Raw genomic sequence first — 26,338 nt, forward strand, 5'->3', positions numbered from 1 at the left:
GGTTTAATAGATGGTCATGTGGACCCCTTCCGGCATCGTTTCGTCTATGGTGATGGTATAATCCGAAAACTTTCTCGGTGGCTGATCGGTATTTTTTTCGATGGTTACTTTATCAAAAAGCTGCCATGACGGCGCATTGCCCAACACTGAGTCATGTTCGAATACAATTAAACGCCGCATGCGCATCTCCCCGCGCGCTGCACTGTGATCAAGTTCAAACATATTTATCAGTGCCTCCCAAAGCAATGCAACGTCCGCTTCGGAAAGATCTGTCACCTTATTTGCCAGCGCAGCAGAAATATGTCCCTGCGCCATATAAAGACCATAGGGAATGATGCTCTTATTGCCCATTTCACCGCCGCCGGATTCCTGAAGTTTGGTTTCATCGGTTCTGGCCTGCCGCGTGATGGTCAAATCCATCACCTGAACCGGCGACAGACTTTTTGCAAAACTGATTTGAACCGGCCCCCGGACAATCCCGCAGGGGTTGTCCCCCGTTGACATCACCGCGCCGAACGCGCGTACATCAAAATAATGCTCACACATATAATCCCGAGCTTTCAGCACGTCCGGTGCCGTCTTGCTCTTTTCCTTTTTCCCGGTTTCCAATCCCAGCGCCTCATATGCCTCCGTAAAACGGGTATTGAGCGCCTTGTCCGGTTTAACCAAAATATTATAGTGTGCTTCGCCTTCCTTCACGACATCCACATAATTCCGGATCTTGCGCTTCAAACAAACATCGGTGATAAAACCAATATTGGTTTCTGCATCGACCCGCGGACTGTTACCAGCGTCCGGGTCCCCATTAGGGTTACCGTTTTCCACATCAAAAATCATCATAAAGTCATAGCGATGTTTTAAAGCCATTGTTCTTCTCTCCTTTGTGTTCTTAAAAATCTATTGCCGCTTTTCATACAATTTAGCGTTCTGATGATAATAACCAATCATAAATTTCCCCTGGTCCTGCAGGCTTTGTGTCTTGGGAAATTCGCCGCTGATCAGCGCGATAATTTCTGTCATTAACCGCTGATAATAAACGCGTGAACCCTCGCCAAGCTTTTTCAAGTGACTTTGACTCAACTTAATCAATTTTGGAAAAACCATCGCAGGGTTTGAAGATGCCGATGCAAAATACGCATCTTTGATGGTGCGGTTGAGTTTGCCGCCGCTGGCATCTTGCTGAATTTTTTCTAATACCGCAAAAAATCTGCCGCAGACATAAGCCGGACTGCTGTTGGTCGTATCTAATGCCACTTGAAGTACCTCCTCATTCTTCTCGTTATTCATCCGCATCCGCCGATTAATGCAGGCTTTGATCATCGCTGCCCGCGTATGACTCACTTGCCGCTCTGTCTTTACCCGCCGAATCATCGTTGCTAAAAGATTTTCCGGATAAGGTGTTCCTTTGACGATCGCATCAAAAAGTTTTGCGACCAAAGCCGGCGACGGCTGAGCCTGTGAGCTCTTTTCTGGAACCATGGACCGGGCAATTCGCCATAATGGAATCAATTGCCTTTCAGGCCCGATTTGAAGATCTGCCTGATGCTTTGCCACATGCGCCAACATCTGCCCGGTGGCTTGCCGCTCCATAAATTTGATCGACAGCCGGCTGGCGTTCGGCTTGATGCCAGCGATGTAAAACAGAATGCTCGGATCGATTCCCGCATTGCGGCTGAGCCTTTCGCCGGAAACAGCTCCTTCCCGCAAATCGGAAAACAACTGACCTATCAGGGCGTCTGCTGCCTCCGGGCTCATGTGTGCCGCCTCAGCGTTGATCAAAAGCGTCATCAGATCCACCGGGCGGTCGTCGTCTGTCATCGCCCAAAATAAAACAGATGTTTCACCGATGGTTATTTTGTGATTTGAATTTGCCGTCAAATAATTCAATGCCGCCGTGTAGCGTTTCATGGTGCGCTCGCCGATGCCGCTGTTAAAGGACTGCTTGTTGCCATAAGACTCTTCCGAAGCATTATTAAAACCGACCAAAACCGTTCCGGACATTTGACCTCCGGCAATGTGCTTGATTTTGTCATGGATTCTCGCCAGCACCTGCTCCTCGCCATCAACGGCATCTTTGCCCATCATCGTATTCGCCTTTGGTGCTTGGCGCATTTGTTCCCATTTTGCAATCATCAGCGGATCCTTTTGCAGCGTGTGAATCGGATCGTCGGCAAGACAAAAATCAAAACGCGATTGATTAAATTCTTTTGCGATGCCCAAAAGTGCCGGATTTTGAATTTCCACTTCGGGTTGCCAGCTTTGAAGAAACGCACGATAAGCATTAATCACTGGCGAATCCAATCCGTCAATAATGTCGAGATTCATCTTGACAAACGCATCATGAGATTTTTGTTCTTTGTCCGAGATTTTGCCGTTTTTCTTTTGTGGTCTCGAGGTGAATTGCCCTTTCGCTTTATCGTAGAACAATCCAAAGATATAGACGGGCCGATAATCCAAAATAATGGCTTTAACAGCAGACGCCGTCGGCATATCGGGAAATGATCTTCCGGGAATAATAGCACGCTTTCTCTTGCTATTCGCAATAACTTCCTCCCGCCGATTATCGATAATCCGATCAATCTTGCCATCCGGCGTCAAACAAATCGTGTGGGTAATCTCAATTTCCGTATATCCCGGTTTTGGCAATTTCCCCGCTTGGATGAGTAATTGATAATAGTCGCATAACGCATTGATTAACATCGCTGCTCTCCTCTGTATTTTGCCACATCGATCACCCCGTCAATCAGATGCGGCCGGTAATAAATTGTTTCTGCGGCATCTGAAAATTGGTCTTTGCGCCATTCGCCCTTTCTCGGGCGGCCCTCGTCCTTAAAAGCCACCTTATACGTCATAAAGCCCAGATCGTTATCGCCGGCCAAAGACGAATCAATTTGTTCCAAATCAAAGGCCTGCACCCGTTCAATGCGCGAGGCCGGGAATTCGCTGCAGCCCAAGCACGGGGTTCTAAAAAACTGACCGCGATCGAGACGCCGGGCAATTTCTGCCTGATGTTTCGCCGCCGGATTGCCTTCTTTATTCTCCCGTTCACAGCGAATCCCTGTCAACTCAAAGTGAAAGGCCACGCCATAACACACATCCTTGAGGACCATCGATGCCCGCTGACTGATCGATTCCGTTGTGTAGATGCAAGGATTGACTTCGGGCTGGCCGTTCATCTGCTGCTTCATTTTCGTCTGAGAAATTTTATCCTTCACTTCGTTTCGGCGGATATTCACAAACTTGATCGGTGAAAACACCACAATCTGATCAATCACATACCGAATGGCTGGCTTCCAATAGATCGATTTTAACAGCCCCTCCAATGCGCCGGGTGTCGGCACGTCGTAGGATACGCGTTCAACTTTGAATTCCGGCCGCGTAAAACACGCATAATCTCCTGAAATCATCACTTTAAAACCATAACCCATCTTTTTTCATCCCCTTTTGTCACACAATAAAATAATCTTTGCCTTCAAATTGAATCCCCGTTTCGGCATCATAGTAATCCAAATTGGTCAGACACCAAATGCCCGTGCCATAATCATCCAGAACCCCTTGCTCACGCAAAACATTAAACTCGTATGAATACACAGAGAGGGCATAGGGCTGTAACCTTCTGGCGATGCCCAAAGATGATTTTGCAAAGGACAACTGCGACACCCAGGATCGGCTCACCTCATCTGTCGGCACAACAATCGACACCGTCTTTGAATCAATCAATTGAAACTGCTCTCCATAGGATTTAAACTGCAGCACGGAAAAATCCGGTGAAAACTGGTGCATGGCATGCCGCGTCAAGTCTTCCCGATTCACTGTGTACCAATTTTGATAATAAGCCTCGATCGCTTCTGGCGTATCAATTTGCTCAAACCGATTGAAAATCCCCTTGGCCAAACTGCTCCTAGCATCTTTATCCGGACTTTTTTCTGCTTCGTCTAATTCAAACACATACACATTGGCCGTTGCTTGTTTCCCTTCGCGATTGCAGCGACCTCCAGCCTGCAAAATACTGTCGAGCCCCGATAATTCACGATAGACCGTATCGAAATCGAGATCCACACCCGCTTCGATCAAGGACGTGGCCACAACCAAAATCGGCTTGCCGTCGCGATGTGCCAATCGCTCTTTGATTTCACGAATCGTTTGCAGTCGGTCCGCCGCGATCATGTAAGTCGACAAATGATATTTGTGGCAATCCTCCGGCAGCATGGCATAAATTTCCCGGGCGGTCCGCCGCTTATTCACCACGATTAACACCGCCGACGCCGTGCTGGCACCGGCCACCAACACTTCTTTTGACATCAGGCCGACATCATGATATCGGCATTTCTGAAAGATGACAAAATTCCGCCGATCATCAATCAAATCCAGAATCTGCATATCCGGCAACGTATATCGGGTAAGCAATGCCTTAAAATCCGGCATGGTCGCCGTTAAAAACAATGCCTCACTGTTTAAATAACGCACGGTAAATGCAACGGCCTGCAGACAGGGCTGCAAGAAATTGGTAGGCATCAGATGCGCTTCATCGAAAATGACGATGCTGTCTGCCACATTGTGCATTTTGCGCAGCTGTCGCTTTTTGCTGCCGTTCATCGATTCGAAGAACTGGACGGCTGTCGTCACGATGATGCTGGCATCCCAATTTTCAACCGCATGTTTTAATTCGATGCGCACTTCTTCACGCGCATCGATATCATCATAAGAAAAGGTAGACTGGTGCCTTAAAATCCGCGCATCTTCACCAAAAATCGTTTCAAAAGTGCTGACTGTTTGGTCAATGATGCTGTTGTAGGGAATCACATAGATAATATGCCGGTAGCCTTTGCGGATGGCCCGCATCAATGCAAATTTCATGCTGCATAGGGTTTTGCCGGATCCCGTCGGCATATTCATCAGATAAATCTCGGCATCGCGATCTGCCTTCGAAAATGCTTGTTCCTGCAGACTCCGCCGCGTCTTTTGCAGCGCCGTCTTGCAAACAAAGCCATCCAGCTGCCTGTCGATACGCTCCAAACAAGCCCGGAAATCAGAACGCACCGTCCGGCGAGAAGTGCCGGTATAAAACGCCTCTGTATCCAGATAATCCGCATCCGTCAGACAGGAAAAGCAAAATCGCGTTAAAAACGCCAGTTTATCTGTCAGGCATTTCATGTCTTTTTGACAATCGTCCGCGATAAATTGTGCCAGAGCGTTCTCATCCAGACAAAGTTCCGGCATCTCTCGACGAAAAACCGAGTAATCTTCAAACTGATCCTGCCGATTGATCCGCCCGTAAAGGGTCGATCCGTCATCCTGCTTGGAACCGGTGTCCGGCAAACCGGAGTGATGCCCCGCGATACAAAGGGCCAGCATCAGCCGTGTCACCGGCGTCTGGTAATGGGTCATGGCTTCAATAGCGCCGCAAGTTGAATGGTCCACCCGAATATTTTTACCGCGAATGCGCTTTTGAAAGCTGTTTTGATATTTCCCAATATCGTGAAGCATTCCCAAAATATAAGCCAACGGTTTCAATGCCGAAATCGCAAAATCAGCGCTTAATGCCGCCGTATTTTGGCTGTGCTCTAAAATGGACTGTTCCCGTTTGCCGTCTAAATGCGCAAGATACGAACTCATTGCCATGCTATGACCTCTGCTTTTTAAATATTTTTCAGACCGACTTTTTTTATTTTATCACTTTCTTTTTACAAATGAAATAGTTTTTATTATGCGGCAAAAACGGGTCGGCCTATCTCTTTTTTAATTTCGCTTTTTTTCTTCTGATCCGACAGGCGCCTCAGCTCGCCGCGCGCGTTGATCCCGTCACCCAACTTCGCGCGTCTGCGCCTTCGCTCAGGCGGCAATAGCTTTGGGAAGGGGCGCCGGAAAGAAAACAGCGTCCCAATGCATTGGCTGTGCCGGGATTCGATTTGCCCTTTGCGGACGAGGCCATGTCTGCCGCCGGGGCATCCTGCTTTCATGCAAAGCAAAACCGCCGGCCGCCGTCCCTTTTCTTTCCGCACCGAATCCCCGCTTTGCCTTTTTGTCCCCCTGAATCTTACTTCACCGTAAAACTGTTCAGGATCTGTTCCAGGGCCCACCGATTCTCCGGAGCATAATGCTTTTCAAAAAGGGTGATCTGGCAATACCGGCCATCACCCATGATGTAATAGCTGCGCACGTATGCGTTGTCGGGGTAATAAAGGTCAATGCGCCAGGCCTTGCGCCATTTGCTTTTCGCGCCGGCCTTTTTTCTATAACACTTCGTATCCGGTATGCTCCAGCCATCTTTCCAAACCCTGGGAACGCCGCCGATCGTATCGGCCCCGACCTGCATGACGCATCCGGGATGTCCCGTCATTTCAGAGCGCCAGCTTTCATTAAATTTGTGTTCTGCGCCGGCATAGGCATTCTCCGTGCCTTCGGTTATTACCCGATAGGGCATCGACGCCGTGCGAATGGTGATTTTGGCATCGCCGTCCTTCGCGCCCGCTTTCTGCCAGACATCATCGGAACCTGCTTTGCGAAAAGTCCAGCCCGGCCGCATCACATAACGGCCAAAGGATGTTTTTACACGCTTGCCGCCAAAAGGCGTATAGGCCTCGTCGCGCAGTTTTTCGGGTTTTACCCCAGCCTCCTGTTCAAGATGCAGCCGGATGAATCCTTTAATTTCCTGTTCCAGTTCCGCGACGCTCTTTTCCTTCTCGCTGAAGGAAATGCGCAGGGACGTCTCATAGGCATGGCCCATCGCAATGCCGCCGGATTGCGATTTTTTCTTTTCGCCGGGAAAAATAAATTTCAGATAAATGGCGGACATCGATGGCTGGGTGAAAACGTCAATCTCATTCGTAGAATAAAAGATCTTTTCCGGTTCCCGCACCAAAGGCGTGTTGACGCAGTTGAGCATTTCTTTGGCCATTGCCGCCAGCTTTCTGGTATCCGGAGCCGTCAGAGCAAGCTTAGCCGGGTCATAGCGCTTGATCCGATTCGCCGGTTTGCCGTTAAAATAGAGCATTATGGGCCTCGTTTCGGCCAAAGACCGGTAAGTCTTCGTGCCGAGATCCATTTCGCAGCCATATTTTCCCGCAATTTTATCGGCTTTTTCCGCAAAATGCTGCTCTTTTAACCACTGCACAAAATAAGTGTCGTGGCAGCCAAAGTGCTCCGTTCCTGCATATCCCCAGTCTTCAAGCGAAATTCTGCGGCCTTTCTCATCCAGAAAAGTGCCGGCACGTCCCAATTCCTTATCGCTTATCGACATCCTGCTTTCATCCAATGAAAAATCGTGCTCCGGATAGTTTTTTTCAAGGCAAATCAAGGCAATTTCGTTCAGACTCTTGCCGTCAAAGGGACTTTTCACCGTTAATGAATCCGTATTCGGAATCTTTTCGGCCGGTCTGTCCGGATGGAAAATTATGCCACAGCCGGAAAAATTCAGACACAAAATAATGCCAAGGCACAGAGCCGTTATTTGTCGCTTCATCATCAATCCTTTCTTTCAATCCGTTATATCCGCTCATGGCGCCGCCTCCGGGCGTCCGCACAAAAATCCGCGCCCCGCGGCCGTAAACGCCAATCGCTAAAGCCGGCTTTCGGGCGTTCGCCGGTCTGAAAGGAAAGGACCCTGCCAAACGTCATCCGACATCTGTGAACGCAGCCAAACCGGACAGCCTTCCGGCTTCATTCCTTCTGATCCGCCGGCGCAGATCGTTGTCAATCCCTCCGATCCTTCTTCCGGCGGTTGGCCCGAGGCCGCGCTGCGGCAAGCGGCGCGCCTTCCAAAATCCATTTTGCGGCCTTCCATTTTTTATGCCGCCCCGGTTTCGGCGCCTCAGCGCTTTCCCGGACTCTGCACCCACACCAACAGCCGCATCGGCAGCAGCTTCGCCACCAGGCGCAGCAGCTTCATCGCCGTCCCATAGACAGACACCGCCCGGCCGGCCATCGCGTCGCGGTAGGCCTTGGCGGCCACCTTCTCGGGATCGGCCATAAAGCGATTTTTGAACGCCGCCCGCCGGTGTACCTTCTCTGCCGTTTTAAAGAAGGCGGTGCGCACCGGTCCCGGGCAGACCGCCGTCACCGAGGCATCCGGCAGCTCCGCATTAAGCGCCTGGGAGAAACTGAGCACGTAGCTTTTGGACGCGGCGTAAACCGCAAAATTCGGCTGGGGCAGAAAAGCCGCCGCCGAGGCGAACTGCACCACATGAGCGCCGGTCGAAAGATATGGCAGACACAGCCGGGTAATCGCCGTGAGTGCCCGCACGTTCACATCGATCATCGCCATTTGCACTTCGGCTGATAGCTCCGCGATGCTGCCGATCATCCCGAAGCCCGCCGCATTCACCAAAAATCCAATTTTCAGATCGGCCGTCTCCAGCTCCCGCTGAAGGGCAATCAGCGCTTCCCCTTCCCCAAGATCCATCACAAAACAGCGCGCGGGTTTGATGAGTTCCTGCTTAAGCGCCCGCAGCTGATCCTCCCGCCGGCCGATCAGCCAAAAGGCCGTCGTCGCTTGATTTTCCCGATCGATTATCTTCGCCAGCGCCCGCCCCATGCCGGACGTCGCCCCGGTGATCACTGCTATGCTCATGATTCGCTCCTTTCAAGGTTCATTTCCTTTACGCCTATTTTACCGAATGCCCGCTGCTTTTGCGCACTTTATTTCAAATTTTGGGCACAACAAAATACCAATAAAAAACACCCCGCAGGGTGTTTTCTTTTAATTATCTTTTAAAACGCAATTTACCGTCTGCCGTTTTTAATGCTTCGCGGCATTCAGCACCCCATACAGGATTAAATCACTGCAACGGCCGTCGGCGTCGCCCTGGCCATCTTTGATCACACCTTCCCGATGCATGCCGATTTTTTGAAGCACCCGGCCCGACGCCGCATTATCCACATGATGCGTCGCGAAAATGCGGCGAAAACCCACTTCGTTAAAAGCATAAGTCAGAACGGCCGACGCCGCTTCTGTCGCCAGCCCCTTTCCCCACCAGGTGCTGCCAATGCTATAGCCCAACTCTGCAGATTGAGCGGCGTCGTTCACATTGAACAAGCCGATCGAGCCGATCACCTCCCCTGCGAGCGCAATCGCCCAGCCATAAAACGCCGAATCCGTATCGTAACGGGCAAGATGCGTTTTCACAAAAGTGTCGGCCCCAGCCGGCGTCCGGCCCGGTGCCCAGCTAATATAGCGGTTCACCTGGGGATCGCTGCCATAGTGCGCATAAACCGCCGGCGCATCTCCGGCCGCGAAACGCCGCAGGCACAGCCGCTTCGTTTGAATCTGTTGTGTTCCCGAATGGTTCATCGCGTCAATGCCGATAGGGATTGACCGGCTTGCCGCCCAGCGAGTGCAACTCGACAATGCTTTGCGTGGCCTCGCCGATATGCTCTGCCTGTTCCGTCAGTTTATAGCCGATAAGCGCCACACAAAAACCGATAAAAACCGATTCCCCCGCAACGTCCGCCGAGACCAACGTCAAACCGTGAGCGATAGGCAACAGAAGCATCATCGCCGAGGCAACAGCCATGATGAGCATGCCTGAACGGTCCAGCATCGTGGCTTTTCGCGAGTTCGAATACACGCGAACTTCTAACATTTTTCTCACTTCCTTTTATTGTTAAATGCAACTTATTATATATCATCGGCGTTTCCCTTTTCAAGCCATTCTTTTTAAATTTTTTTATTTTTATCTTTGATGGTTAACACGACGGCCACATGCCGACACAAAGCCCCGCTCCATCCGCCTGCAAAAAGCGGCGCCCGGGCAAGCTGACGGTATCGCGCGGCAAAATAAAGTTTAAATTCGTTTCGTGTCTGCCGATGATAAATAGGGGCAGGTGATTGGGTCTTTGCGACGCATTTAAAAAAAGCACCGCCTAATGCGATGCTTCGTTTAATGATCGATTTATCCGCACGCCGCCCTCTTGGGATCGCTTCGCATGGGTCCCACAGCTGATCGCCGTGCCTATCGGCGCACTCTCAGATTCGACCGCAGCATTTCTTGTATTTTTTACCGCTGCCGCAGGGACAGGGGTCATTGCGGCCAACCTTTTGTTCTTTGATCACGGTGTTGCGGGCCCGGCATTTTTTATAAATCGCTTTTCGCCGATCGGCGCTTAAAATGCCCTCCCACTGCGGCAATTCATAAAGCCAAGGGGCCGGCACCTTCACCATGTTCCAATACAGTTTTTCCCAGTCGATGTCAAGGATCCATTCGCGGTCGGCTGTCACTTCGTCGAGCGTCGGCGGCGCATTCGTCAGACTTTCGCTGATCCCGTCGAGAAATCCGAGAATTTCCGTTTCCGGCATCGCGTATTTTTTGGCAAAAGCCGCGACGGTTCCCGTCACCCGGGCTTCCTGCCGTCCGAGCAGATCTTCGTAAATATGTTTTTCCCGTTCGCAAAAACCGTCCCAGAAGGCGCGCTGCCCGGCGGCGGTCTGGCTGTTGTCTTCGATGGTTTGTTTCCAGTCGGCGTATAAACTCATGTGCTGTTCTCCTCGCTTGATTCCTTGGCGATCGCCGCCAATTGCTTTTCATCATTATAGCAAAAGCCGGCGGGCTGTACAAGCCGCCGGCTTTTCGCACGTCGCTGTCTTTTATTTGATGCGCATCGGGATGCCCGACACGCAAAAGATAACCTCGTCGGCGCGGGCCGCCGCCATTTGATTGATGCGTCCGGCGATGTCCCGAAAGAGACCTCCCATGCGGTAGGCCGGCACCAGGCCCATGCCCACCTCGTTGGTGACGATCACACTGTGTTTAGCTGCGAGCAAATCCAGCGCATCGTTCACGTCGGCGGTAATCGCCGCTTCGACGGCGTCCACCCGTTTCATGCTCACGCGGTCCCAGTCCGTTTCCATGGCCAGCATCTGATTGGTGATCAGCACCGTCAAGCAGTCCAACAAAACGGTCCGGCTCTGCACAAAGGCCGGATCTTCGGCCATCGCTTTAAAATCCCGATAGCGCTCGATGGTCATCCAATGCTCGGGGCGCCTGGCCTGATGCTTGGCAATACGGTCCTTCATCCCGTCGTCAAAGGGAATGGCCGTCGCGATATAAGTCACCGGGCCAACACCCGCGGCTTCCCATTCGGCAATCCGTTTTTCGGCATAGGCGCTCTTGCCGCTGCGCGCGCCGCCGGTCACCAACGTCAATCCCATCTGTCCAGCTCCTCCTTTAAGGCGGCAAGCAGGCGGTCGTTGTCCGCCTTCTTTTTCACCGCGATCCGAAAATACGCCTCACCCAGCCCGGTAAAATCCTCACAGGTCCGGATATTGATCCCCCGATTGTTAAGCCGTGCGTTGAGCGCAGCCGCCGTGCCGCTTTCCAGACGACACAGATGAAAATCCGCCGACGAGGGATACACCGCAAGCCCGTCCAGCCGCTCGAGCCCCATATAAACCCGATGGCGCTCCTTGGCCATATAGGATTTGGAATCGGCGATGAAACGCGCGTCGTCGAATACCGTGTCCAGCGCCGCCAGCGCCAGCGCATTGACACTCCAGGGCATCTGATCATTCTCCATCGCACGGATGATCGCCGGATGCCCCAGCGCGTAGCCGAGGCGCAGCCCCGGAATCCCGAAGAACTTGGTCAGCGAGCGCAGAAGCACCAGCCGGCGCTCGCCCGCGAGCAGATCGCGGCAGGAATCCTTGGCCGAAAAATCGATGAACGACTCGTCGATAAACCAATGGATGGCCGGATCGCAGCGATCCATCAGCCCGCACAGAAACGCCGGCGAATAGGCCATGCCCGTGGGGTTGTTCGGATTGCAGATAAACACCGCATCCGGCCGGGTCCGCCCGACCATTGCGGTAAAGGCGTCGGAATCGATGCGAAAATCCGAATCCGCGCCGGTCTCCCAAAGGGTGATCGGGTCCCAGCCGTTCATCGCCAGGGCGAGGCGGTATTCATTAAAGGTGGGGACGACCACCGCCGCCGAGGGGCGGCCGCGTCCGACGCTGCGGGTGTAAAGATAGATCAGATCGATGCCGCCGTTGCCGAGGATCAACTGCTCCGGCGCCACCCCCAACCGCGCCGCCAATCGTTTCTTATGCGCTGCGCCGTCCGGCTCCGGATAGCGCCCGAGGTCCGCGATCGCCGCCTCGAGATCATAGGGCAGCCGGGGCGGCATCCCCAGCGGATTGATATTGATCGAAAAATCCAGCATGTCCTGACGATCGCCGCGATAACCGCCGTGTTGATTCATAAAAATCCCCCCTTTATTTTTAGCTCAGGCCCAGTGCAATCCCCGCCGCCACCGCCATGAACAGCGTCTGTGCGATCTCGGCCGCGAGCATGACGGACACGCATGCCTGAATGTGCCAGGCCGAAAGCGGCTGGTCGGCATCGCCGATGGTGGGCTTGACCACCGTCTCGCCGAAATACACATTGGTCCCGCCGATCTGAATGTGCAGGAGCCCCGCCGCGGCCGATTCCGGATGGCCGGCGTTGGGACTTTTGTGGTTGTGCCGGTCCCGGTTGTAGATCCGGGCGCCGTTCTTCGCGTCGAAGCCGAGCAGAGCCCCGCCGATGAGCATCATCCGCGAACCGATGCGGGCAATGGGCCAATTCAACACGTCGTCGAGCCGCGCCGGCAAACACCCGAAGTCGTGATAGGGTGCCTGGGTGTAGCCCACCATCGAATCCATCGTGTTCACCGCTTTATAGGTCATGGCCAGGGTCAGCGGGTTCAGCCAGGGCAGCCAGTGCGCCGTCACCAGCCCCACCGCCATGTAAAACAGCGGCGCGAGAACGCCGTCCACCGTGTTCTCCGCCGTCGTCTCCACCGCGGCGCGCACCACCTCGTGCGCCGAAAGTGCCGTGGTGTCCCGGCCGCAGAGCCAGCCCACCTGCAGCCTTGCCGAGGCCAGATCGTCTTCGGACAAGGCCTTCGCCACCCCGGTCACCGCCTGACGCAGGCTCTTCTCCGCCAGCGCGGTTCCGAGAAACCACAGCGTCACCAAAAGAAACGCCGCCGGATGCAGTTGGATGGCCAGCCACTGCACGCCCGCCGTCACAGCGATGGTAATGGCGACTACCAAAAGCCACATTAAAAGCCCCTTCCCTTTGCGCGCGCGGGGCGTGCCGCGATTGAACGCTTTCGTCAAGCTGCCGACGAGCTTTCCGATCCAGACGACGGGGTGCGGAATCTTTTCCGGATCGCCGATTCCCCAGTCAAGTGCGACCGCCCCGCCGATGAGTACAAGCCACCAGCCCGTTGTTATCTCGAAGAACATGCATCTGCCTCGCTCAGCTGTTTTCGATGATGTGCATGATTGCGTCCATATCCACCGCCTGTTTCACCGCGGCCGCGAGCAAATCGTACTGGCTCTCTTTAAATGCCGCGTAATCCTGCACTGCGCCGGCCGCAAGGTGTTTTTTCGCCTTGATCCGGTTGAGGATCTTTTCGCGGAAATCGTCGTTGTCGAAGATGCCGTGCAGATAAGTACCCATCACATTGCCGTCGGCCGACACCGCACCATCGGCCCGGCCGTCGGCCAGAGTGCAGAAACGCGTCGTTGCCGCGTCGGTCGGCTCGGTCCGGCCCATGTGGATTTCGTAACCCGTCACGCGCTCGCCGGTCATGTCTATATCCATAAAGCGCGCGCCCACCCGGCCGCGCTCCTGGGTGGTGGTCTTCGTTTCGCCCAGCACCGTTCGCACGTTTAGCAGGCCGAGCCCCGCCACTTCGTCCGCCGCCGATTCCACATGGTGGGGATCGGCGATGCTTTGCCCAATGATCTGGTAACCGCCGCAGATGCCGATCACCGGCACGCCCGCCGCGTGCTTGGCCGCGATCGCGTCTGCCATCTTGCTCTCCCGAAGCCCCATCGCGTCGTCGATGGTGTTTTTGCTCCCGGGAATGATCAAAAGATCCGGCTCGGCCCGCTCGATCTCCCGCTGATTTTTGTAGTATTCCACCGAGACATCCGGATACATGTCGAACACCGTCGCATCGGTGAAATTGGACACGTGGCGCAGACGCACGACGCCGATCGTCACCGCGCCTTCGTGCCGGCCGTACCAGCGCTCGGTCACCGAATCCTCGTCGTCGATCACCACCCGGGTGTAGGGCACCACGCCGAGGCAGGGCACCTGGATCATCGGCGCCATCATATCGATGCCGGGCGCAAGCAATGCCACATCCCCCCGGAATTTATTGATGAGGTAGCCGGCGAATCGCACCTGCTCTTCCGGCGGCAGCAACTTGATCGTGCCGTAAATCGACGCGAAAACGCCGCCGCGGTCGATATCGCCGATGAGCACCACCGGCGCGTCGATGAGCTCCGCAAGGCCCATGTTCACCAGGTCGTTCTCCCGCAGGTTGATCTCCGCCGGGCTGCCCGCCCCCTCGATGACGATGACATCCGCCTGAGCCGCAAGCCGATCGTAGGCCCCGCGCACCACGGCTGTCAATTGGGGTTTATATCGATGGTATTCAGCCGCGTCCATATTAAAGGCGGCGACCCCGTTTAAAATCACCTGGGAGCCCACGTCGGAGTTGGGCTTGAGCAGGATGGGATTCATCGCCACATCCGGCGCCACCCGGGCACATTCTGCCTGGGTCACCTGGGCCCGGCCCATTTCCTTGCCGTCTGCCGTGATATAGGAATTAAGCGCCATGTTCTGCGCTTTAAAAGGCAGCACCTTCAGGCCCTGATCCGAAAGAATCCGGCACATGGCCGCGCAGATCAGGCTTTTGCCCACGGACGATCCCGTCCCCTGAAACATGATTTTCTTTGCCTTGCTCATGATTGTCCGCCTTTCTGGGGCATCAGCCGCGCGACCAGCGCCTCGGCCGTGGCCACCGTTTCAGGATAGTCGAGCTTCGGCCGATCGATGCAGAGCACCTCGGCGCCGCAGGCCGCCGCCGCCCGGATTTTTTCGGCCACGCCGCCGATGTCCCCGCTGTCCTTCGTCGTGACGTAGCGAATATTCAGCGCATGGATCATCGCCGCATTCAGCTCAAAAGAAAAGGGTCCCTGCATGGCGACGATCTGCCGGGGCAGGTATCCCAGTTCTTCACACTTCGCGATGACCTCTGCAGTCGGCAGCACCCGCGGGAACACCCGCTCCCGGGGCAGCGCCTGATAGCGCGAAAGCTCCCGGCTACCGGTGGTCGTCAGGACATTGCCGGGATGCGTCTTGAGATAGGCCACCGCCGCTTCATAGCTTTCGCAGCGGATCACCGCGTCCTTCTCGGCCATGGCCTCAAGGCCCGGCCGCTCCAGCCGAATATAACGCACGCCCAGCTCCCGGCACGCGGCGAGCGCGTTTTCCGAGGCGGTCCGGGCATAGGGATGGGTGCCGTCCACCAACAGGGTGATCGCCCGTTCGCGCAGCATCGCCGCGAGGCCCTGGGCATCCATGGCGCCGATGTGCCAGCCAAGCCGCACACTTTCCGCCGGCGCATTGTAGGCGCTGATCGATGAATAAATCACGCTTCGGCCGGCCGCCGCCAGCCGCTCCGCCGCCTCCCGGCCGTCCGCCGTGCCGCCGAGCACCAAAATCACAGCTGATACCCCCGGGGCGTGATCATCTGCGTGCCGTCGGCCGAAACGGTGGTCTTCGAGTTGCCGATGATCACCAGCGAGAACATGTTGATCTCCTGGTCGGCCATCGCGTCGAGGGTGGTGATGCAGACCTTTTCGCCGTCACGCTTGGCGTTTTGCACGATGCCCACCGGCGTCTTCGGATCCTTCACCGTTAGGAGAATGTCCTGACAGGTGTTGATGTTGGTGGGGCGTCCCTTGCTTTTGGGATTGTAAAGGGCGATGACAAAATCCCCCTCTCCGGCAAAGCGGATACGCTTTTGAATGACGTCCCAGTCCGTCAGCAAGTCGGAGAGACTGATCACGGCGTAATCGTGCATCAGCGGCGCCCCGAGAATGGACGCGGCGGCATTCACCGCCGAGATCCCCGGCACCACTTCCACCTCGATTTCGGCCGGATCCTTCTCGGCCAGCGCCAGCATGATGCCCGCCATGCCGTAAACCCCCGCGTCGCCGGAGCTCACCAGCGCCACGGTCTTCCCGGCCTTGGCCAGATCCAGGCATTCCCGGCAGCGGTCGCGCTCCCTGCGCATGCCCGAAGCCCGCAGGTCTTTGCCCGCCACCACATCGAGATCCGCAATCAGATCGATATAGGTTTTGTAGCCGGCGATGATATCCGCATCCGCCATGGCAGCCAGCGCCGCCCCCGTCATATGATCAATGCCGCCCGGCCCCAGCCCGACGACGTAAATTTTCTCACTCTTCTCACTCATTGACATTCCTCGTTCGTTTTATTTTAAATCCGCAGGATCCGATCGCCGCAGCCGCCAAAGCGAAAGGGTGACGCCGTCACCTTTCACCACTGGCGCAATGCAGTCGCCGAAGCCCGACGCCGCATAGCCCGCCGGCTCGCTGACACAGCGCAGACCGGTGGTTTTTTCCACGAAATCCGAACCGTCAAAGCGATTTTGCACCAGGCGGATCATCTCGTCCTTCACGATGCGCACCGCCCCATGGCAGTGCTCAGCCGCCGCGCGGATGCCCGCTTCCTCTGCCTTCAAGCCAATGGTGGCCAGGGTCCCAATCGCCCGGGGATGGACACCGTGCTCAGCGCAAAGCGCTTCAAGCTTTTCGATAATCAGCGTCCCCGGCGTGTTCCGGCGGCAGCCTACCCCGCAGACGATGGTCTTGGGGATGAGCTGCACGCCCGTGATCTCCGCTTCCCACGTGCAGGCTGCCTTTTCCGAAATGCGAATCTGATGGGCCGGCAGGATGTCTCCCGGCCGCGCCACAAAAAGATTGCCCGGCAGCGCGATGCCCGCGAAGTCGAGACCGGCCTCGTCCACAATGGCCACCGGCGCATCGTCGAGGATGGCCGCCGTCACGTCCTTGGCGCCCGAAAAATCCACAAGCTCGCAGCCGAGCTTCTCCGCCAGCACATCCACCGCCATCGAGCCCTTCACATCGGTGCCCGTGGTGATCACCGGCGTCGCGGAAAGCCGCTTGGCCAGCATCACCGCGGCCGCGTTGGCCCCGCCGAGATGCCCCGAGAGCAGGCTGATCACAAAACGGCCGCCGCTGTCCATCACCAGCACCGCCGGATCATCGGCCTTATGCGTCAGATGGGGGGCGATGCCCCGCACCACAATACCGCTGGCCATCACACAAAGCAGCACATCGTAATCCGCCATCAGCGTCCCCCAGAAATCCGTGAGCCTGCCGGGAATCGCCTCCGCGTCCGCCGCTACGTATTTGGGCAGGGTGAAGACGGTGACGGCCTGGTCCGCCAGGGCGCGCTTGGCCCGCAAAGCGATCTTCACGCCGTCCCGGCTCACGGCGACCGCCGCCCACTTGTTCGCCATTTATCGGCTGGCCTTTCGGAATTCGTGGCTGAATCCCGGATCGTAAAGTTTCGACAGGCTGTATTGATCGCCGAGGAAATCCCCGACGAGAATCTGCGCCGTCTTGCGGATGCCCGCTGCCTTCACTTTCTCCGCGATATCTGCGAGGGTGCCCGCGACGATCTTCTGATCCGGCCAGGTCGCCCGCTGCACCACCGCCACCGGCGTATCCGGGCGATAATGGGCGCGCAGTCTTGCCGCGACTTCCCCGATATTCTGCACCGACAGGAAAATCGCCATCGATGCCCGATGCGCCGCCAGGGATTCGAGCTGTTCCTTTTCCGGCACCGGGGTGCGCCCTTCAAGCCGGGTGCAGATCACCGTTTGGGAGACGTCCGGCAGGGTAAATTCTTTTTTGAGCACGGAAGCCGACGCCGTGAAAGAGCTGACCCCCGGCACCACGTCAAAGGGGATGCCCATCGCTTCAAGGCGGTCCATCTGCTCGCGGATCGCGCCGTAAATCGACGGGTCTCCCGTATGCACCCGCACCACCTTTTTGCCCGCCGCCACACCGGCCGCAATCACATCGATCACCTCGTCCAACGTCATCGAGGCGGAGTTGTGGATCCGTGCGTCCGCCTTGTGCCCTTCGAGCACCTTGGCATTGACCAGCGAGCCCGCGTAGATGATGATGTCGGCCTCGTCGATCAGGCGCTTGCCTTTTAACGTTAAAAGCTCCGGATCGCCGGGACCGGCGCCGATCAGATAAACGGTTTCTTTTGATGTTTCTGATGCTTTCATACTTGCTATATTAACTCCTTTAGTTCGGTCCCGTTTTGAGCGTGATCGATAAACATCGCCCGCACGCTCGGATATTCCCCAAGCCCGCGCACCACTGACGCCACATCGAAGCCCTCGGCGCGCAGGCGGCTCTGCCAGGAATCGCCATCGGCGCCGGCCATGTCGTTCAGGGCGTGATCGCCCGCCACCACCATGAAGGGCATCAGGCCCACCCGGCGGTAATGCCCCGCGTGCAGCGCCGCCGTCACATCCTTAAGCGTCGGATAGCCCTCCACCGTCGCCATAAAAAGATTGCTGCCGCAGGCCTTCAGGTAATGATCCATCGCCGGATAACAACTGTTCGCGTAATGATCAGTGCCGTGGCCCATAAACACCCAGGCGTCCACCGGCGACAGCGGCGGCAATAAATCCGCCAGCACGCCTGCCATAGCCTCAAAATCCGCGTGACTGCTGAGCAGCGGCCGCCCGACGATAAAACGCTCGAAAACGTCCTGATAGGGGCGCATCTCGCGGATCATTCGGTAGAACTCGTGCCCGTTGATGATGTGCGTCGCCTGACAGACCACCTCAGCGTAGCCGCCCGCCTTGATTTTTTCAAGCGCTTCGGCCGGCGTGTCCATCACGATGCCGTCGCGTTTTTTCAGTTTACCGATGATCATCTTTGAAGTGTAGGCGTGGAAAAAATCCGCTTCCGGAAAAGCCGCCTTCAGATCGTTTTCGATCGCTTCGATGGTTTTATGATACGTCTCGTGGTAGGACGTGCCGAAGGAGACAACGAGCAGTGCCTGTTTAGCCATGGATTGCCTCCGCGATTTCTTCGAGTACCTGTCTTTGATCCGCCACGGTTTTGGCAATCGCCGCTTCGCTGTGCGCCGCCGAAACGAAAATCCCTTCAAATTGGGACGGCGGCATCAGGTGGCCGAGCGCAAGCATGGCCTTAAAATACCGGGCATAAAGCGCCGTATCCGAGGTCATCACCGAATCGAAATCCACGATGGGCACATCCGTAAAGAACAGCGCCGACATCCCCGCATAACGGGTGAGCGTTCCCTTGATGCCCGTCGCGGCCAGATTGGCTGCGAAGCCGTCGGTCAGCTGCTTGGCCCGGGCTTCCAGGATGGCGTAAACCTCCGGATGATCCCGCAGATAGTGCAGGTTGTTGAGCCCCATCTTCATCGCGACCGGATTGCCCGAAAGGGTGCCGGCCTGATAAACCGGGCCGTCCGGCGCGAGCATCGCCATGATTTCGGCCTTGCCGCCGAACGCGCCGACGGGCATGCCCCCGCCGATGATCTTGCCGAAGCAGGTCAGATCCGGCGTGACGTTCATGCGCGCCTGGGCGCCGCCATAGGCCACGCGAAAACCGGTGATCACTTCGTCAAAGATCAAAAGCGCCCCGGCTTCCTCGGTGATGGCCCTCAACCCCTCCATAAAGCCCGGCGCCGGCGGCACCACGCCCATGTTGCCGGCCACCGGCTCGACGATCACGCAGGCGATTTCATCCTTATTGTCGGCAAAAAGTTTTTTAACCGAATCGAGATCGTTATAGGCCGCCACCAGGGTGTCCTTCGCCGTGCCGGCGGTCACCCCGGCGCTGGTGGGCACCCCGAAGGTGATGGTCCCGGAGCCCGACTTTACCAGCAGCGCATCGCCGTGACCGTGATAACAGCCCTCGAATTTGATAAACTTTTCCCGGCCGGTGTAGCCCCGGGCCAGCCGAATGGCCGACATGGTGGCCTCCGTCCCGGAATTGACCATGCGCACCCGCTCGATGCTGGGCACCGCATCGACGATGGTCTCGGCCATTTCGATTTCGACGGCCGTCGGCAGGCCGTAGGTATTGCCCCGGGCCAGCGCCTCGTCAATGCCGTCATAATAAACCGGTGACGAATGCCCGAGGATCAACGGCCCCCAGGAACAGATATAATCAGTGTAGGTGTTGCCGTCGGCGTCGGTGAGCGCCTCGCCGTGGGCGCGGTCCGCGAAGACCGGCGCGATGCCCACGTTCTTAAAGGCGCGCACCGGCGAATTGACCCCCCCGGGAATCACGCGTTTGGCCCGTTCAAAAAGAGCCTGGGATTTTTCGTGCTGCATGCGGACCTCCTAATCCTGATACGCATCGATCAGCGCCTGAAGCTGCGGCGCAAAATAAGTGATGATGATTTCCGCCCCCGCGCGCTTGATGCACAGCAGGCTTTCAAAGATCGCCCGCTCGTCGAGCAGCCTCTGATCCACCGCGGTGCGGATCATCGCGTACTCGCCGGAGACCTGATAGGCCGCCATCGGCAGGTAAGACAGCTCTTTGGCCTGACTGATCACATCGAGGTAGGGCATGGCCGGCTTGACCATCACGATGTCCGCCCCTTCTTCGACGTCCAGCGCCACTTCCTTCAGGGCCTCCTTGCCGTTGGCCGGGTCCATCTGATAAGACCGGCGGTCGCCGAAGGCCGGCGCCGAATCCGCCGCGTCCCGGAAAGGACCGTAAAAGGTCGAGGCGAATTTCGCCGAGTACCCCATGATCGGAACGCTTTCAAACCCCGCGTCGTCCAGGGCCGTCCGCAACGCCGCAATGTGCCCGTCCATCATGTCGGAGGGGGCGATCATGTCGATGCCCGACCGGGCCTGGCTCACCGCGACCTTGCACAGCGTTTCGAGGGAGCGGTCCCGCCGGATGTCGCCGTTTTCTTCAAAGAAGCAGCAATGGCCGTCGCTCTTGTATTCGCAAAGGCACACGTCCCCGACGATATAAAGTTCGGGATCGAGGGCTTTGAGCCTGCGCGCCGCCCGCTGAATGATGCCGTCGTCGGCAAAGGCCGGTGAAGCCTCGGCGTCCTTCTCCGCCGGCACCCCAAAGAGCATGATGTGGCCGATGCCCTTGTCGCGGAGCATCGCCGCCACGCCGTCCAATTTATCGAGCGAATAGTGATATTGCCCCTTCATCGAGGGGATTTCTCGCCGAATGCCTTCGCCGTCGACGACAAAAATCGGATAAATCACATCGTCCATCGATAAATGCGTTTCGCGGACGAGCCGCCGAATATTTTTATTTTTCCGAAGTCTTGTGGGTAAAATCATCGTGACACCTCCATGTCCTCTATTAAACCGATGCCGCCGAATCCGCCTCGGCCGCCGCGAGCAGCCCGTCGATGGTGTAGGCGGCTGCCTCGATGTCGACCGCCATTCCCAGCTCTCGCATCTGCTTTGAAGTCTGGGGGCCGATAGACACCGTTTTCGCGTTTTGCACCAAATCGAACCGGTCCGCCCCGAGCTTTTCCGCAAAATATTTCGCCGTGGTGGAACTGGTAAAGGTGATATAGTCGATTTCGCGCTTCGCGAGCATCGCCGCCACGTCGATATCCGTCCGATCCTCGCGAATGGTTTCGTAAATCGGCAGCTCCGTCACCGGACAAAGCCTGGCCAGCTCGTCGGCCACGAGGCTGCGGGCGTTTTTCGACCGGGGCAGGAGCACCCGATCGCCGGCACCGATCAACGGGGAGAGCTTATCGACCAGCTCCTCACCGATGTAGCGCTTTGGCACCACGTCGGGCACAACCCCGCGTTCTTCAAGCGCCGCAGCCGTCGCCTTGCCAATGGCCGTGATCGTGAGCCCGGCCAGCGCCCGGCTGTCTTGACCGCGGACGGCGAGCTGATCGTAAAACAGTTCGACCCCGTTGACGCTGGTGAAAATCAAATGGCTGTAATGCCCGAGTGCGTCAATGGCCTCGCCGAGCCGATCCATCGCCTCGGGCACCGGACGAATGCGGATCGTCGGATACACAATGGCTTCCCCGCCCAGCTCGCGGATTTTTTCGACCGTCGACGACGCCTGGGTGCGCGACCGTGTGACGAGAAACGTCTTGCCGAAAAAGGGCTTGTTGTCGAAAAAGCGCAGCTCGTCGCGCAGGGCCACCACCTTGCCGACGACGATCAGCGCCGGCGCGTGCATCCCCGCCTGCCGCGAAGCCTCTGCGATGGTGGCCAGCGTCGCCGTCACCACCCGCTGGCTCGGCTGGGAGGCGCGGTAGACCACCGCCGCCGGCGTTGCCGGATCCATACCCTCGCGCAGAAGATTGCCGGCGATGGCGGCCAGATTTTTCATCCCCATTAAAAAAACGAGGGTGCCCTTGGTTTGGGCCAGCACCGGCCAGTCCAGCGCTTCGCCGCCGTCCTTCAGATGGCCGGTGACCACCTGGAAGGAGGATGCACAGTCCCGGTGGGTGACGGGGATGCCGGCATAGGCCAGACCGCCGGTCACCGAAGGAATGCCGGGGATCACCTCAAAGGGGATGCCCGCCTGGTGCAGCGCGATACCCTCTTCGCCGCCGCGGCCAAAAACATAGGGATCGCCCCCCTTCAGGCGCACCGCCGTTTTCCCCTGCTGACCCAATTCGACGAGCAGCGCGTTGATCTGCCACTGCGAAAGGGCATGGCGGTTCGCCCGCTTGCCGACGTAAATCTTCTCGCAGGACTCCGGCGCCATCGCCAGAAAAGATTCATTGACCAGCGCATCGTAAACCAGGGCATCGCAGGTCTCGATCTTGGCCTTGGCCCGCAGGGTCAAAAGCCCGGGATCGCCGCAGCCGCCGCCGACCAAATATATTTTGCCTTTTTTTGCTTCGTTCATATTATTTTTCAACTTCACTTTCCGGCTGTTCAAGCGCCTTTCGGAGTTGCTCCGCCAGCTGCGCTCCAAGTCTTTCGGCGTCCGCTGCCCTCCCCGCGGCGGATCCCTTGACCAGCCGCGTTCCGGCCTCGTCGCCATAAAGCCCGTAGAGGGTAATGGCATCCCCAGCCGCCTCGCAGTACGCACCGATGGGCAAATGACAATCGCCGTCAAGCGCCGTCAAAAAGCTGCGCTCTGCCGCCATTTGAACCCGCGCGGTCTCGTCGCTAATCGCGGCCATCAGCGCCTTAACCTCGGCATTGTCTTCCCGAATTTCCACCGCGAGAATGCCCTGAGCCGGCGCCGGGACAAAGGCCGGCGGCAAGAGCGGCACCAGATGATAATCCGCCGCGTCATAAACGTTCAGCCGCCGCATGCCGGCCGCCGCCAGGACGATGCCGTCAAGGTGTTCGTCAAAGAGCTTGCGGATCCGCGTGTCGATATTGCCGCGGATTCCCACTGTCTGCAAATCGGGGCGCAGCGCTTTCAGCTGGAACACCCGACGCTTGCTGCCGCTGCCAATCACGGCGCCTTCGGGCAAATCGTCGAGACTTGCCGCGCCGTGAGGCGTCACCAATACGTCAGCGGGGTCTTCCCGCATCGGCGGCACCGTCAGGCACAAGCCTTCCGGCAGCGCCGACGGCATATCCTTCATGCTGTGCACCGCCATCTGAATCTCGCCGGATAGCAGCTCTGCCTCGAGTTCCGCCGTGAAAAGCCCCTTGTCCCCGATGGCGTCCAGTGCCTGATGCTGATTGCGGTCTCCCTTGGTCGTGATGATTTTAAGCTCGAATGCGATGTCGGGGTGGGCCGCCGCGAGCCGCTCTATCAGCCAGTTCGTCTGGGTCACCGCAAGCTTGCTCCCCCGGGAGCCGACAACGATCTTTTTCATGCTTCCTCCGATTGCTCCGATTGATTTTGCGATGCGGCCAGCTCTGCCAGTTTGGATGTCGGCAGCGCCGTCAATTCCTTTAACCGCCGCCGCTTTTCCGCCGGATCGCCCGCCCTGGCGATAATGGCCGCCCGCAATGTTTTTAAAGCGGCCAGGCGCCGGGCATAATCCTCGCCGTAGGCCGCCTTGAGTTCCTTCACGATGGCTTTGGTCGTCATGGGACTCGCCCCTTCGGTGCATACCGAAAGGGTCAGGTCGCCCCGCCGGATCACCGCCGGAAAAAAGAAATCCGACGCGTCGGGATCGTCCGCCACGTTCACCGGAATGCCCCGAACCCGGCAGGCCGCGAGCACCGCCGCGTTCGTTTCGGCGTCGTCCGTCGCCGCCACCACGAGATCAACCGACGCAAGATCCGCCGCCTCGAAAGCCTTCTGCACCACCTTAACGCCGGTGCTGTTCCAATCGGCCGGCGGCGCTTTGATCAACGCCGTCACCGTACAGCCGGCGTCTGCCAAGGTGCGGGCCCGGCGCCGGCCAACGCGGCCGAGGCCGACCACCAGCGCCCGCCGGCCGTTCATTTCAAAAAGAAGCGGCGTCTTCATGCCGGATCCTCCAAAAGGGCTGTCAGCGCTTCGCGGTACTGGGCGATCTTGGCGTCATCGTCCGTCATCTTAAGGGTATGCACCGCCGGCATCACCATCTTGCGAAACTCCGAATGCACAATTTTCTCAAGAAAGATCTGATCCTTCCCGGTAAAACCATAGCGCTTGTTTAAAATCGCGATCGTCTCATCGGCCAGGCCCTGAGCCTTCTGGTTGAGCATGCCGATGGTGCTGTCAACCTTAGCTTTGTCGATCCAGCGCATCAGCGCGTCCACGGCATCCCCCACCTGGGCGGAAATCCGCTGGGCCACATGTTCTCGATAAACTTTGGTCTCGTCGATGATGTGATTGAAATCGTCGATGGTCATCAGGGTGACCTGCTCGTCGTCGGCCAGCGCGCGGTCGATATCCCGGGGCAGCGCGAGATCGATGAGGACGACGGGCTTGGTCCGCGCGGGAAAATCTTCTTGCTTGATCACCCGGTGAGGCGAGGCCGTCGCCGAAATCACCACATCCATTTCGCCCATCACGTCATAACGCTCCGGATAGGGCACCACCGTCACGCCGCCACCGCCGCGGTACACCTTTTCGTATTCCGGGGCCGGATGATAGGTGCGGTTGGTCATATACACCCGGCGGAAGCCTTCGGCGTCCATGTATTGCAAGGCGAGTTTGCCCATCTTGCCCGAGCCGATGATCATCACCTTTTTATCCGCATAATCCTTGGGGAACAGCCGCTTAATGTGCTTAACCGCCGTCGAGCTCAAAGACAGCGGCGTTTCTGAAATTTTATACACAGTCTTGATTTTCTTGGAAAAGGTGATGGCTTCCCGAAAGGCTTTGGTCAAAAATTTGCCGGCGCCGCGGTAGCGCTGCGCTTTTTCAAGGGCATCCTTGACCTGCCCCAAAATCTGGTCTTCACCCAGAATCATCGAGTCCAGCCCCGTCACCACTCGGAAGAGATGGCGCACGGCCTCGATTCCGCGATACGCAAAGAGATAGGTCTCGGCCTCCGGCGTCTTCATACTGATATAAAAATCCTTGAGGATAGCCACGGCCTTTTCCGCGAATTCCGACGCCACATAGATCTCACTGCGATTGCAGGTGGATAAAATCACCGTCTCGGCCACTTCGCTGTATGCCGTGAGCGCCGCGATCCCTTCTTTGATCGTCCGACTGATAAAAGCCACCTTTTCTCTGATCTCCAGCGGTGCCCAGCGATGATCCATCCCGACAACAACGATTTCCACGCTTATGATCCCCCAATTCTAATCAGGCCTGCCGCCCGACCTTCTTTCAACTCTTTTTTACCTTTTCACAACCTTCATCGATGCGCGCGTTCCGCGCCGCGACGATGCGCGCCCGAGCCTGCTCGGGCAGTGCCTTCCAATCCTTTCGGGAAAAACCGGCCGTGTCGATGGGCGGCAGCACCGTTAACGTCACCGCCGCCGGATGTACCGCAAGGCTCCCCCGGCGCATCATCCGATCGGTCCCGGCGATCACAAACGGCACCACCGGCACCTGATTTTTTTGCGCGATGCGAAAAGCGCCGGCTTTAAATTCGCCGACACGGCCGTCGACACTGCGGGTGCCCTCCGGGAACACGGTCATGGCGTAGCCTTCGGACACCCAGTGCTCTGCTTCCGAAAGCGCCGCCATTGCCTTGCGCGGATTGTCCCGATCGATAAAAACACAGTGCAGCTCGCGCATCCACTGGTTGATCAGCGGGAGCCTTGCGATTCCCGCCTTGGCCATCAACGGCTTGGTATCGTCGCCCAAATAGCCGAGCACCAAAGGCACATCAAAATACCCCAGGTGATTGGAAACATAAACCGCCGGCCCATCCGGCAGATGTTCAAGTCCCTCGACGCGCACTTGGCCGCCGGCCAGCGCGATCAGGCACCTGGCCCAGTTCCCGGTTACCTTTCGAACCAGCGCGTCATGCGCCTCGGTCCGCCCGCGACGCGCCAGATGACGCGCCCGCAGATACACCGGCCAGGCCGCGATTAAATACAGCCAAAAATAAATAAACCAGATGATGGTTCTCAATGTCTGTCC

The 26,338-nt window shown here is 57.1% G+C and carries 26 protein-coding genes; all 26 read right to left on the reverse strand.

Features of this window, described 5'->3' with window-relative positions:
• Positions 1-3 precede the first annotated feature (3 nt).
• A complete protein-coding gene (gene cas7c / locus HMPREF0721_RS07160; RefSeq protein ID WP_006599001.1) occupies positions 4-867 on the reverse strand; it encodes a type I-C CRISPR-associated protein Cas7/Csd2 in 864 nt (287 codons plus the stop codon).
• 30 nt (positions 868-897) lie between these two features.
• Positions 898-2,700 (reverse strand): type I-C CRISPR-associated protein Cas8c/Csd1, encoded by a 1,803-nt coding sequence (gene cas8c, locus HMPREF0721_RS07165; RefSeq protein ID WP_006599002.1) that lies wholly within the window; start codon positions 2,698-2,700, stop codon positions 898-900.
• Entirely contained in the window at positions 2,694-3,428 is a 735-nt protein-coding gene (gene cas5c, locus HMPREF0721_RS07170) for a type I-C CRISPR-associated protein Cas5c (RefSeq protein WP_006599003.1), read from the reverse strand. The genes cas8c and cas5c overlap by 7 nt, the downstream gene beginning before the upstream one ends.
• Before the next feature lie 19 nt (positions 3,429-3,447).
• Positions 3,448-5,622, reverse strand: coding sequence for a CRISPR-associated helicase/endonuclease Cas3 (locus HMPREF0721_RS07175; RefSeq protein WP_006599004.1), 2,175 nt, complete (start codon positions 5,620-5,622; stop codon positions 3,448-3,450).
• 415 nt (positions 5,623-6,037) lie between these two features.
• Complete coding sequence (locus tag HMPREF0721_RS07185; protein WP_006599006.1) at positions 6,038-7,465, reverse strand: hypothetical protein; 1,428 nt, start codon at positions 7,463-7,465, stop codon at positions 6,038-6,040.
• Between the two features lie 93 nt (positions 7,466-7,558).
• Entirely contained in the window at positions 7,559-7,768 is a 210-nt protein-coding gene (locus tag HMPREF0721_RS07190; RefSeq protein ID WP_156788715.1) for a hypothetical protein, read from the reverse strand.
• 42 nt (positions 7,769-7,810) lie between these two features.
• Positions 7,811-8,569, reverse strand: a complete 759-nt coding sequence (locus HMPREF0721_RS07195) for an SDR family NAD(P)-dependent oxidoreductase (protein ID WP_006599008.1) — start codon at positions 8,567-8,569, stop codon at positions 7,811-7,813.
• A 168-nt stretch (positions 8,570-8,737) separates the two neighbouring features.
• The gene (locus HMPREF0721_RS07200; protein WP_006599009.1) at positions 8,738-9,289 is read right to left on the reverse strand and encodes a GNAT family N-acetyltransferase; all 552 of its coding nucleotides are present in this window, start codon (positions 9,287-9,289) and stop codon (positions 8,738-8,740) included.
• A gap of 4 nt (positions 9,290-9,293) precedes the next feature.
• Positions 9,294-9,581, reverse strand: a complete 288-nt coding sequence (locus tag HMPREF0721_RS07205) for a hypothetical protein (RefSeq protein ID WP_006599010.1) — start codon at positions 9,579-9,581, stop codon at positions 9,294-9,296.
• Positions 9,582-9,964: 383 nt separating this feature from the next.
• Complete coding sequence (locus HMPREF0721_RS07210) at positions 9,965-10,471, reverse strand: SEC-C metal-binding domain-containing protein (RefSeq protein ID WP_006599011.1); 507 nt, start codon at positions 10,469-10,471, stop codon at positions 9,965-9,967.
• 111 nt (positions 10,472-10,582) lie between these two features.
• The gene (gene cobU, locus HMPREF0721_RS07215) at positions 10,583-11,146 is read right to left on the reverse strand and encodes a bifunctional adenosylcobinamide kinase/adenosylcobinamide-phosphate guanylyltransferase (protein WP_006599012.1); all 564 of its coding nucleotides are present in this window, start codon (positions 11,144-11,146) and stop codon (positions 10,583-10,585) included.
• A complete protein-coding gene (locus tag HMPREF0721_RS07220) occupies positions 11,137-12,195 on the reverse strand; it encodes a pyridoxal phosphate-dependent aminotransferase (protein WP_006599013.1) in 1,059 nt (352 codons plus the stop codon). Before HMPREF0721_RS07220 ends, cobU begins: the two co-directional genes overlap by 10 nt.
• Before the next feature lie 19 nt (positions 12,196-12,214).
• Complete coding sequence (gene cbiB / locus HMPREF0721_RS07225; protein ID WP_006599014.1) at positions 12,215-13,225, reverse strand: adenosylcobinamide-phosphate synthase CbiB; 1,011 nt, start codon at positions 13,223-13,225, stop codon at positions 12,215-12,217.
• 13 nt (positions 13,226-13,238) lie between these two features.
• Positions 13,239-14,741, reverse strand: a complete 1,503-nt coding sequence (locus HMPREF0721_RS07230) for a cobyric acid synthase (RefSeq protein WP_006599015.1) — start codon at positions 14,739-14,741, stop codon at positions 13,239-13,241.
• On the reverse strand, positions 14,738-15,502 hold the full coding sequence (gene cobK / locus HMPREF0721_RS07235; protein WP_006599016.1) for a precorrin-6A reductase: 765 nt from the start codon (positions 15,500-15,502) through the stop codon (positions 14,738-14,740). Before cobK ends, HMPREF0721_RS07230 begins: the two co-directional genes overlap by 4 nt.
• On the reverse strand, positions 15,499-16,254 hold the full coding sequence (gene cobJ / locus HMPREF0721_RS07240) for a precorrin-3B C(17)-methyltransferase (RefSeq protein WP_006599017.1): 756 nt from the start codon (positions 16,252-16,254) through the stop codon (positions 15,499-15,501). Before cobJ ends, cobK begins: the two co-directional genes overlap by 4 nt.
• A gap of 18 nt (positions 16,255-16,272) precedes the next feature.
• Positions 16,273-17,343 (reverse strand): cobalt-precorrin 5A hydrolase, encoded by a 1,071-nt coding sequence (locus tag HMPREF0721_RS07245; protein WP_006599018.1) that lies wholly within the window; start codon positions 17,341-17,343, stop codon positions 16,273-16,275.
• Positions 17,344-18,123, reverse strand: a complete 780-nt coding sequence (cobM, locus tag HMPREF0721_RS07250) for a precorrin-4 C(11)-methyltransferase (protein ID WP_006599019.1) — start codon at positions 18,121-18,123, stop codon at positions 17,344-17,346.
• Between the two features lie 5 nt (positions 18,124-18,128).
• Complete coding sequence (locus HMPREF0721_RS07255; RefSeq protein WP_006599020.1) at positions 18,129-18,920, reverse strand: sirohydrochlorin cobaltochelatase; 792 nt, start codon at positions 18,918-18,920, stop codon at positions 18,129-18,131.
• On the reverse strand, positions 18,913-20,217 hold the full coding sequence (gene hemL, locus HMPREF0721_RS07260; protein ID WP_006599021.1) for a glutamate-1-semialdehyde 2,1-aminomutase: 1,305 nt from the start codon (positions 20,215-20,217) through the stop codon (positions 18,913-18,915). The genes HMPREF0721_RS07255 and hemL overlap by 8 nt, the downstream gene beginning before the upstream one ends.
• Before the next feature lie 9 nt (positions 20,218-20,226).
• Positions 20,227-21,198 carry a porphobilinogen synthase gene (hemB, locus tag HMPREF0721_RS07265; RefSeq protein WP_006599022.1) on the reverse strand — a complete coding sequence of 324 codons (972 nt, stop codon included), beginning with the start codon at positions 21,196-21,198 and terminating at the stop codon, positions 20,227-20,229.
• A 22-nt stretch (positions 21,199-21,220) separates the two neighbouring features.
• Positions 21,221-22,747, reverse strand: a complete 1,527-nt coding sequence (gene cobA, locus HMPREF0721_RS07270) for a uroporphyrinogen-III C-methyltransferase (protein ID WP_006599023.1) — start codon at positions 22,745-22,747, stop codon at positions 21,221-21,223.
• 1 nt (position 22,748) lies between these two features.
• A complete protein-coding gene (hemC, locus tag HMPREF0721_RS07275; protein WP_006599024.1) occupies positions 22,749-23,678 on the reverse strand; it encodes a hydroxymethylbilane synthase in 930 nt (309 codons plus the stop codon).
• Complete coding sequence (locus HMPREF0721_RS07280; protein WP_006599025.1) at positions 23,675-24,280, reverse strand: precorrin-2 dehydrogenase/sirohydrochlorin ferrochelatase family protein; 606 nt, start codon at positions 24,278-24,280, stop codon at positions 23,675-23,677. The genes hemC and HMPREF0721_RS07280 overlap by 4 nt, the downstream gene beginning before the upstream one ends.
• Positions 24,277-25,530 (reverse strand): glutamyl-tRNA reductase, encoded by a 1,254-nt coding sequence (gene hemA, locus HMPREF0721_RS07285; protein WP_006599026.1) that lies wholly within the window; start codon positions 25,528-25,530, stop codon positions 24,277-24,279. Before hemA ends, HMPREF0721_RS07280 begins: the two co-directional genes overlap by 4 nt.
• A 46-nt stretch (positions 25,531-25,576) precedes the next feature.
• Positions 25,577-26,329 (reverse strand): lysophospholipid acyltransferase family protein, encoded by a 753-nt coding sequence (locus HMPREF0721_RS07290; protein ID WP_006599027.1) that lies wholly within the window; start codon positions 26,327-26,329, stop codon positions 25,577-25,579.
• Between the last annotated feature and the right edge of the window lie 9 nt (positions 26,330-26,338).

Origin of the sequence: Pseudoramibacter alactolyticus ATCC 23263 (assembly GCF_000185505.1) — a bacterium.
In the GTDB taxonomy this organism is placed as follows: domain Bacteria; phylum Bacillota; class Clostridia; order Eubacteriales; family Eubacteriaceae; genus Pseudoramibacter; species Pseudoramibacter alactolyticus.

Excerpts from the sequence above, each read along its gene's own strand:
- hemB (WP_006599022.1), bottom strand. The coding sequence starts at position 21,198 with ATGATTTTACCCACAAGACTTCGGAAAAATAAAAATATTCGGCGGCTC.
- HMPREF0721_RS07255 (WP_006599020.1), bottom strand. The coding sequence starts at position 18,920 with ATGGCTAAACAGGCACTGCTCGTTGTCTCCTTCGGCACGTCCTACCAC.
- HMPREF0721_RS07185 (WP_006599006.1), bottom strand. The coding sequence starts at position 7,465 with ATGATGAAGCGACAAATAACGGCTCTGTGCCTTGGCATTATTTTGTGT.
- HMPREF0721_RS07205 (WP_006599010.1), bottom strand. The coding sequence starts at position 9,581 with ATGTTAGAAGTTCGCGTGTATTCGAACTCGCGAAAAGCCACGATGCTG.
- HMPREF0721_RS07200 (WP_006599009.1), bottom strand. The coding sequence starts at position 9,289 with ATGAACCATTCGGGAACACAACAGATTCAAACGAAGCGGCTGTGCCTG.
- HMPREF0721_RS07230 (WP_006599015.1), bottom strand. The coding sequence starts at position 14,741 with ATGAGCAAGGCAAAGAAAATCATGTTTCAGGGGACGGGATCGTCCGTG.
- cobA (WP_006599023.1), bottom strand. The coding sequence starts at position 22,747 with ATGAACGAAGCAAAAAAAGGCAAAATATATTTGGTCGGCGGCGGCTGC.
- cobM (WP_006599019.1), bottom strand. The coding sequence starts at position 18,123 with ATGAAAGCATCAGAAACATCAAAAGAAACCGTTTATCTGATCGGCGCC.
- hemC (WP_006599024.1), bottom strand. The coding sequence starts at position 23,678 with ATGAAAAAGATCGTTGTCGGCTCCCGGGGGAGCAAGCTTGCGGTGACC.
- HMPREF0721_RS07245 (WP_006599018.1), bottom strand. The coding sequence starts at position 17,343 with ATGGCGAACAAGTGGGCGGCGGTCGCCGTGAGCCGGGACGGCGTGAAG.
- cas5c (WP_006599003.1), bottom strand. The coding sequence starts at position 3,428 with ATGGGTTATGGTTTTAAAGTGATGATTTCAGGAGATTATGCGTGTTTT.
- cas7c (WP_006599001.1), bottom strand. The coding sequence starts at position 867 with ATGGCTTTAAAACATCGCTATGACTTTATGATGATTTTTGATGTGGAA.
- HMPREF0721_RS07220 (WP_006599013.1), bottom strand. The coding sequence starts at position 12,195 with ATGAATCAACACGGCGGTTATCGCGGCGATCGTCAGGACATGCTGGAT.
- HMPREF0721_RS07190 (WP_156788715.1), bottom strand. The coding sequence starts at position 7,768 with ATGGATTTTGGAAGGCGCGCCGCTTGCCGCAGCGCGGCCTCGGGCCAA.
- cobU (WP_006599012.1), bottom strand. The coding sequence starts at position 11,146 with ATGGGATTGACGTTGGTGACCGGCGGCGCGCGCAGCGGCAAGAGCGCC.
- HMPREF0721_RS07210 (WP_006599011.1), bottom strand. The coding sequence starts at position 10,471 with ATGAGTTTATACGCCGACTGGAAACAAACCATCGAAGACAACAGCCAG.
- HMPREF0721_RS07280 (WP_006599025.1), bottom strand. The coding sequence starts at position 24,280 with ATGAAGACGCCGCTTCTTTTTGAAATGAACGGCCGGCGGGCGCTGGTG.
- HMPREF0721_RS07175 (WP_006599004.1), bottom strand. The coding sequence starts at position 5,622 with ATGGCAATGAGTTCGTATCTTGCGCATTTAGACGGCAAACGGGAACAG.
- cobJ (WP_006599017.1), bottom strand. The coding sequence starts at position 16,254 with ATGAGTGAGAAGAGTGAGAAAATTTACGTCGTCGGGCTGGGGCCGGGC.
- HMPREF0721_RS07195 (WP_006599008.1), bottom strand. The coding sequence starts at position 8,569 with ATGAGCATAGCAGTGATCACCGGGGCGACGTCCGGCATGGGGCGGGCG.
- hemL (WP_006599021.1), bottom strand. The coding sequence starts at position 20,217 with ATGCAGCACGAAAAATCCCAGGCTCTTTTTGAACGGGCCAAACGCGTG.
- cbiB (WP_006599014.1), bottom strand. The coding sequence starts at position 13,225 with ATGTTCTTCGAGATAACAACGGGCTGGTGGCTTGTACTCATCGGCGGG.
- cas8c (WP_006599002.1), bottom strand. The coding sequence starts at position 2,700 with ATGTTAATCAATGCGTTATGCGACTATTATCAATTACTCATCCAAGCG.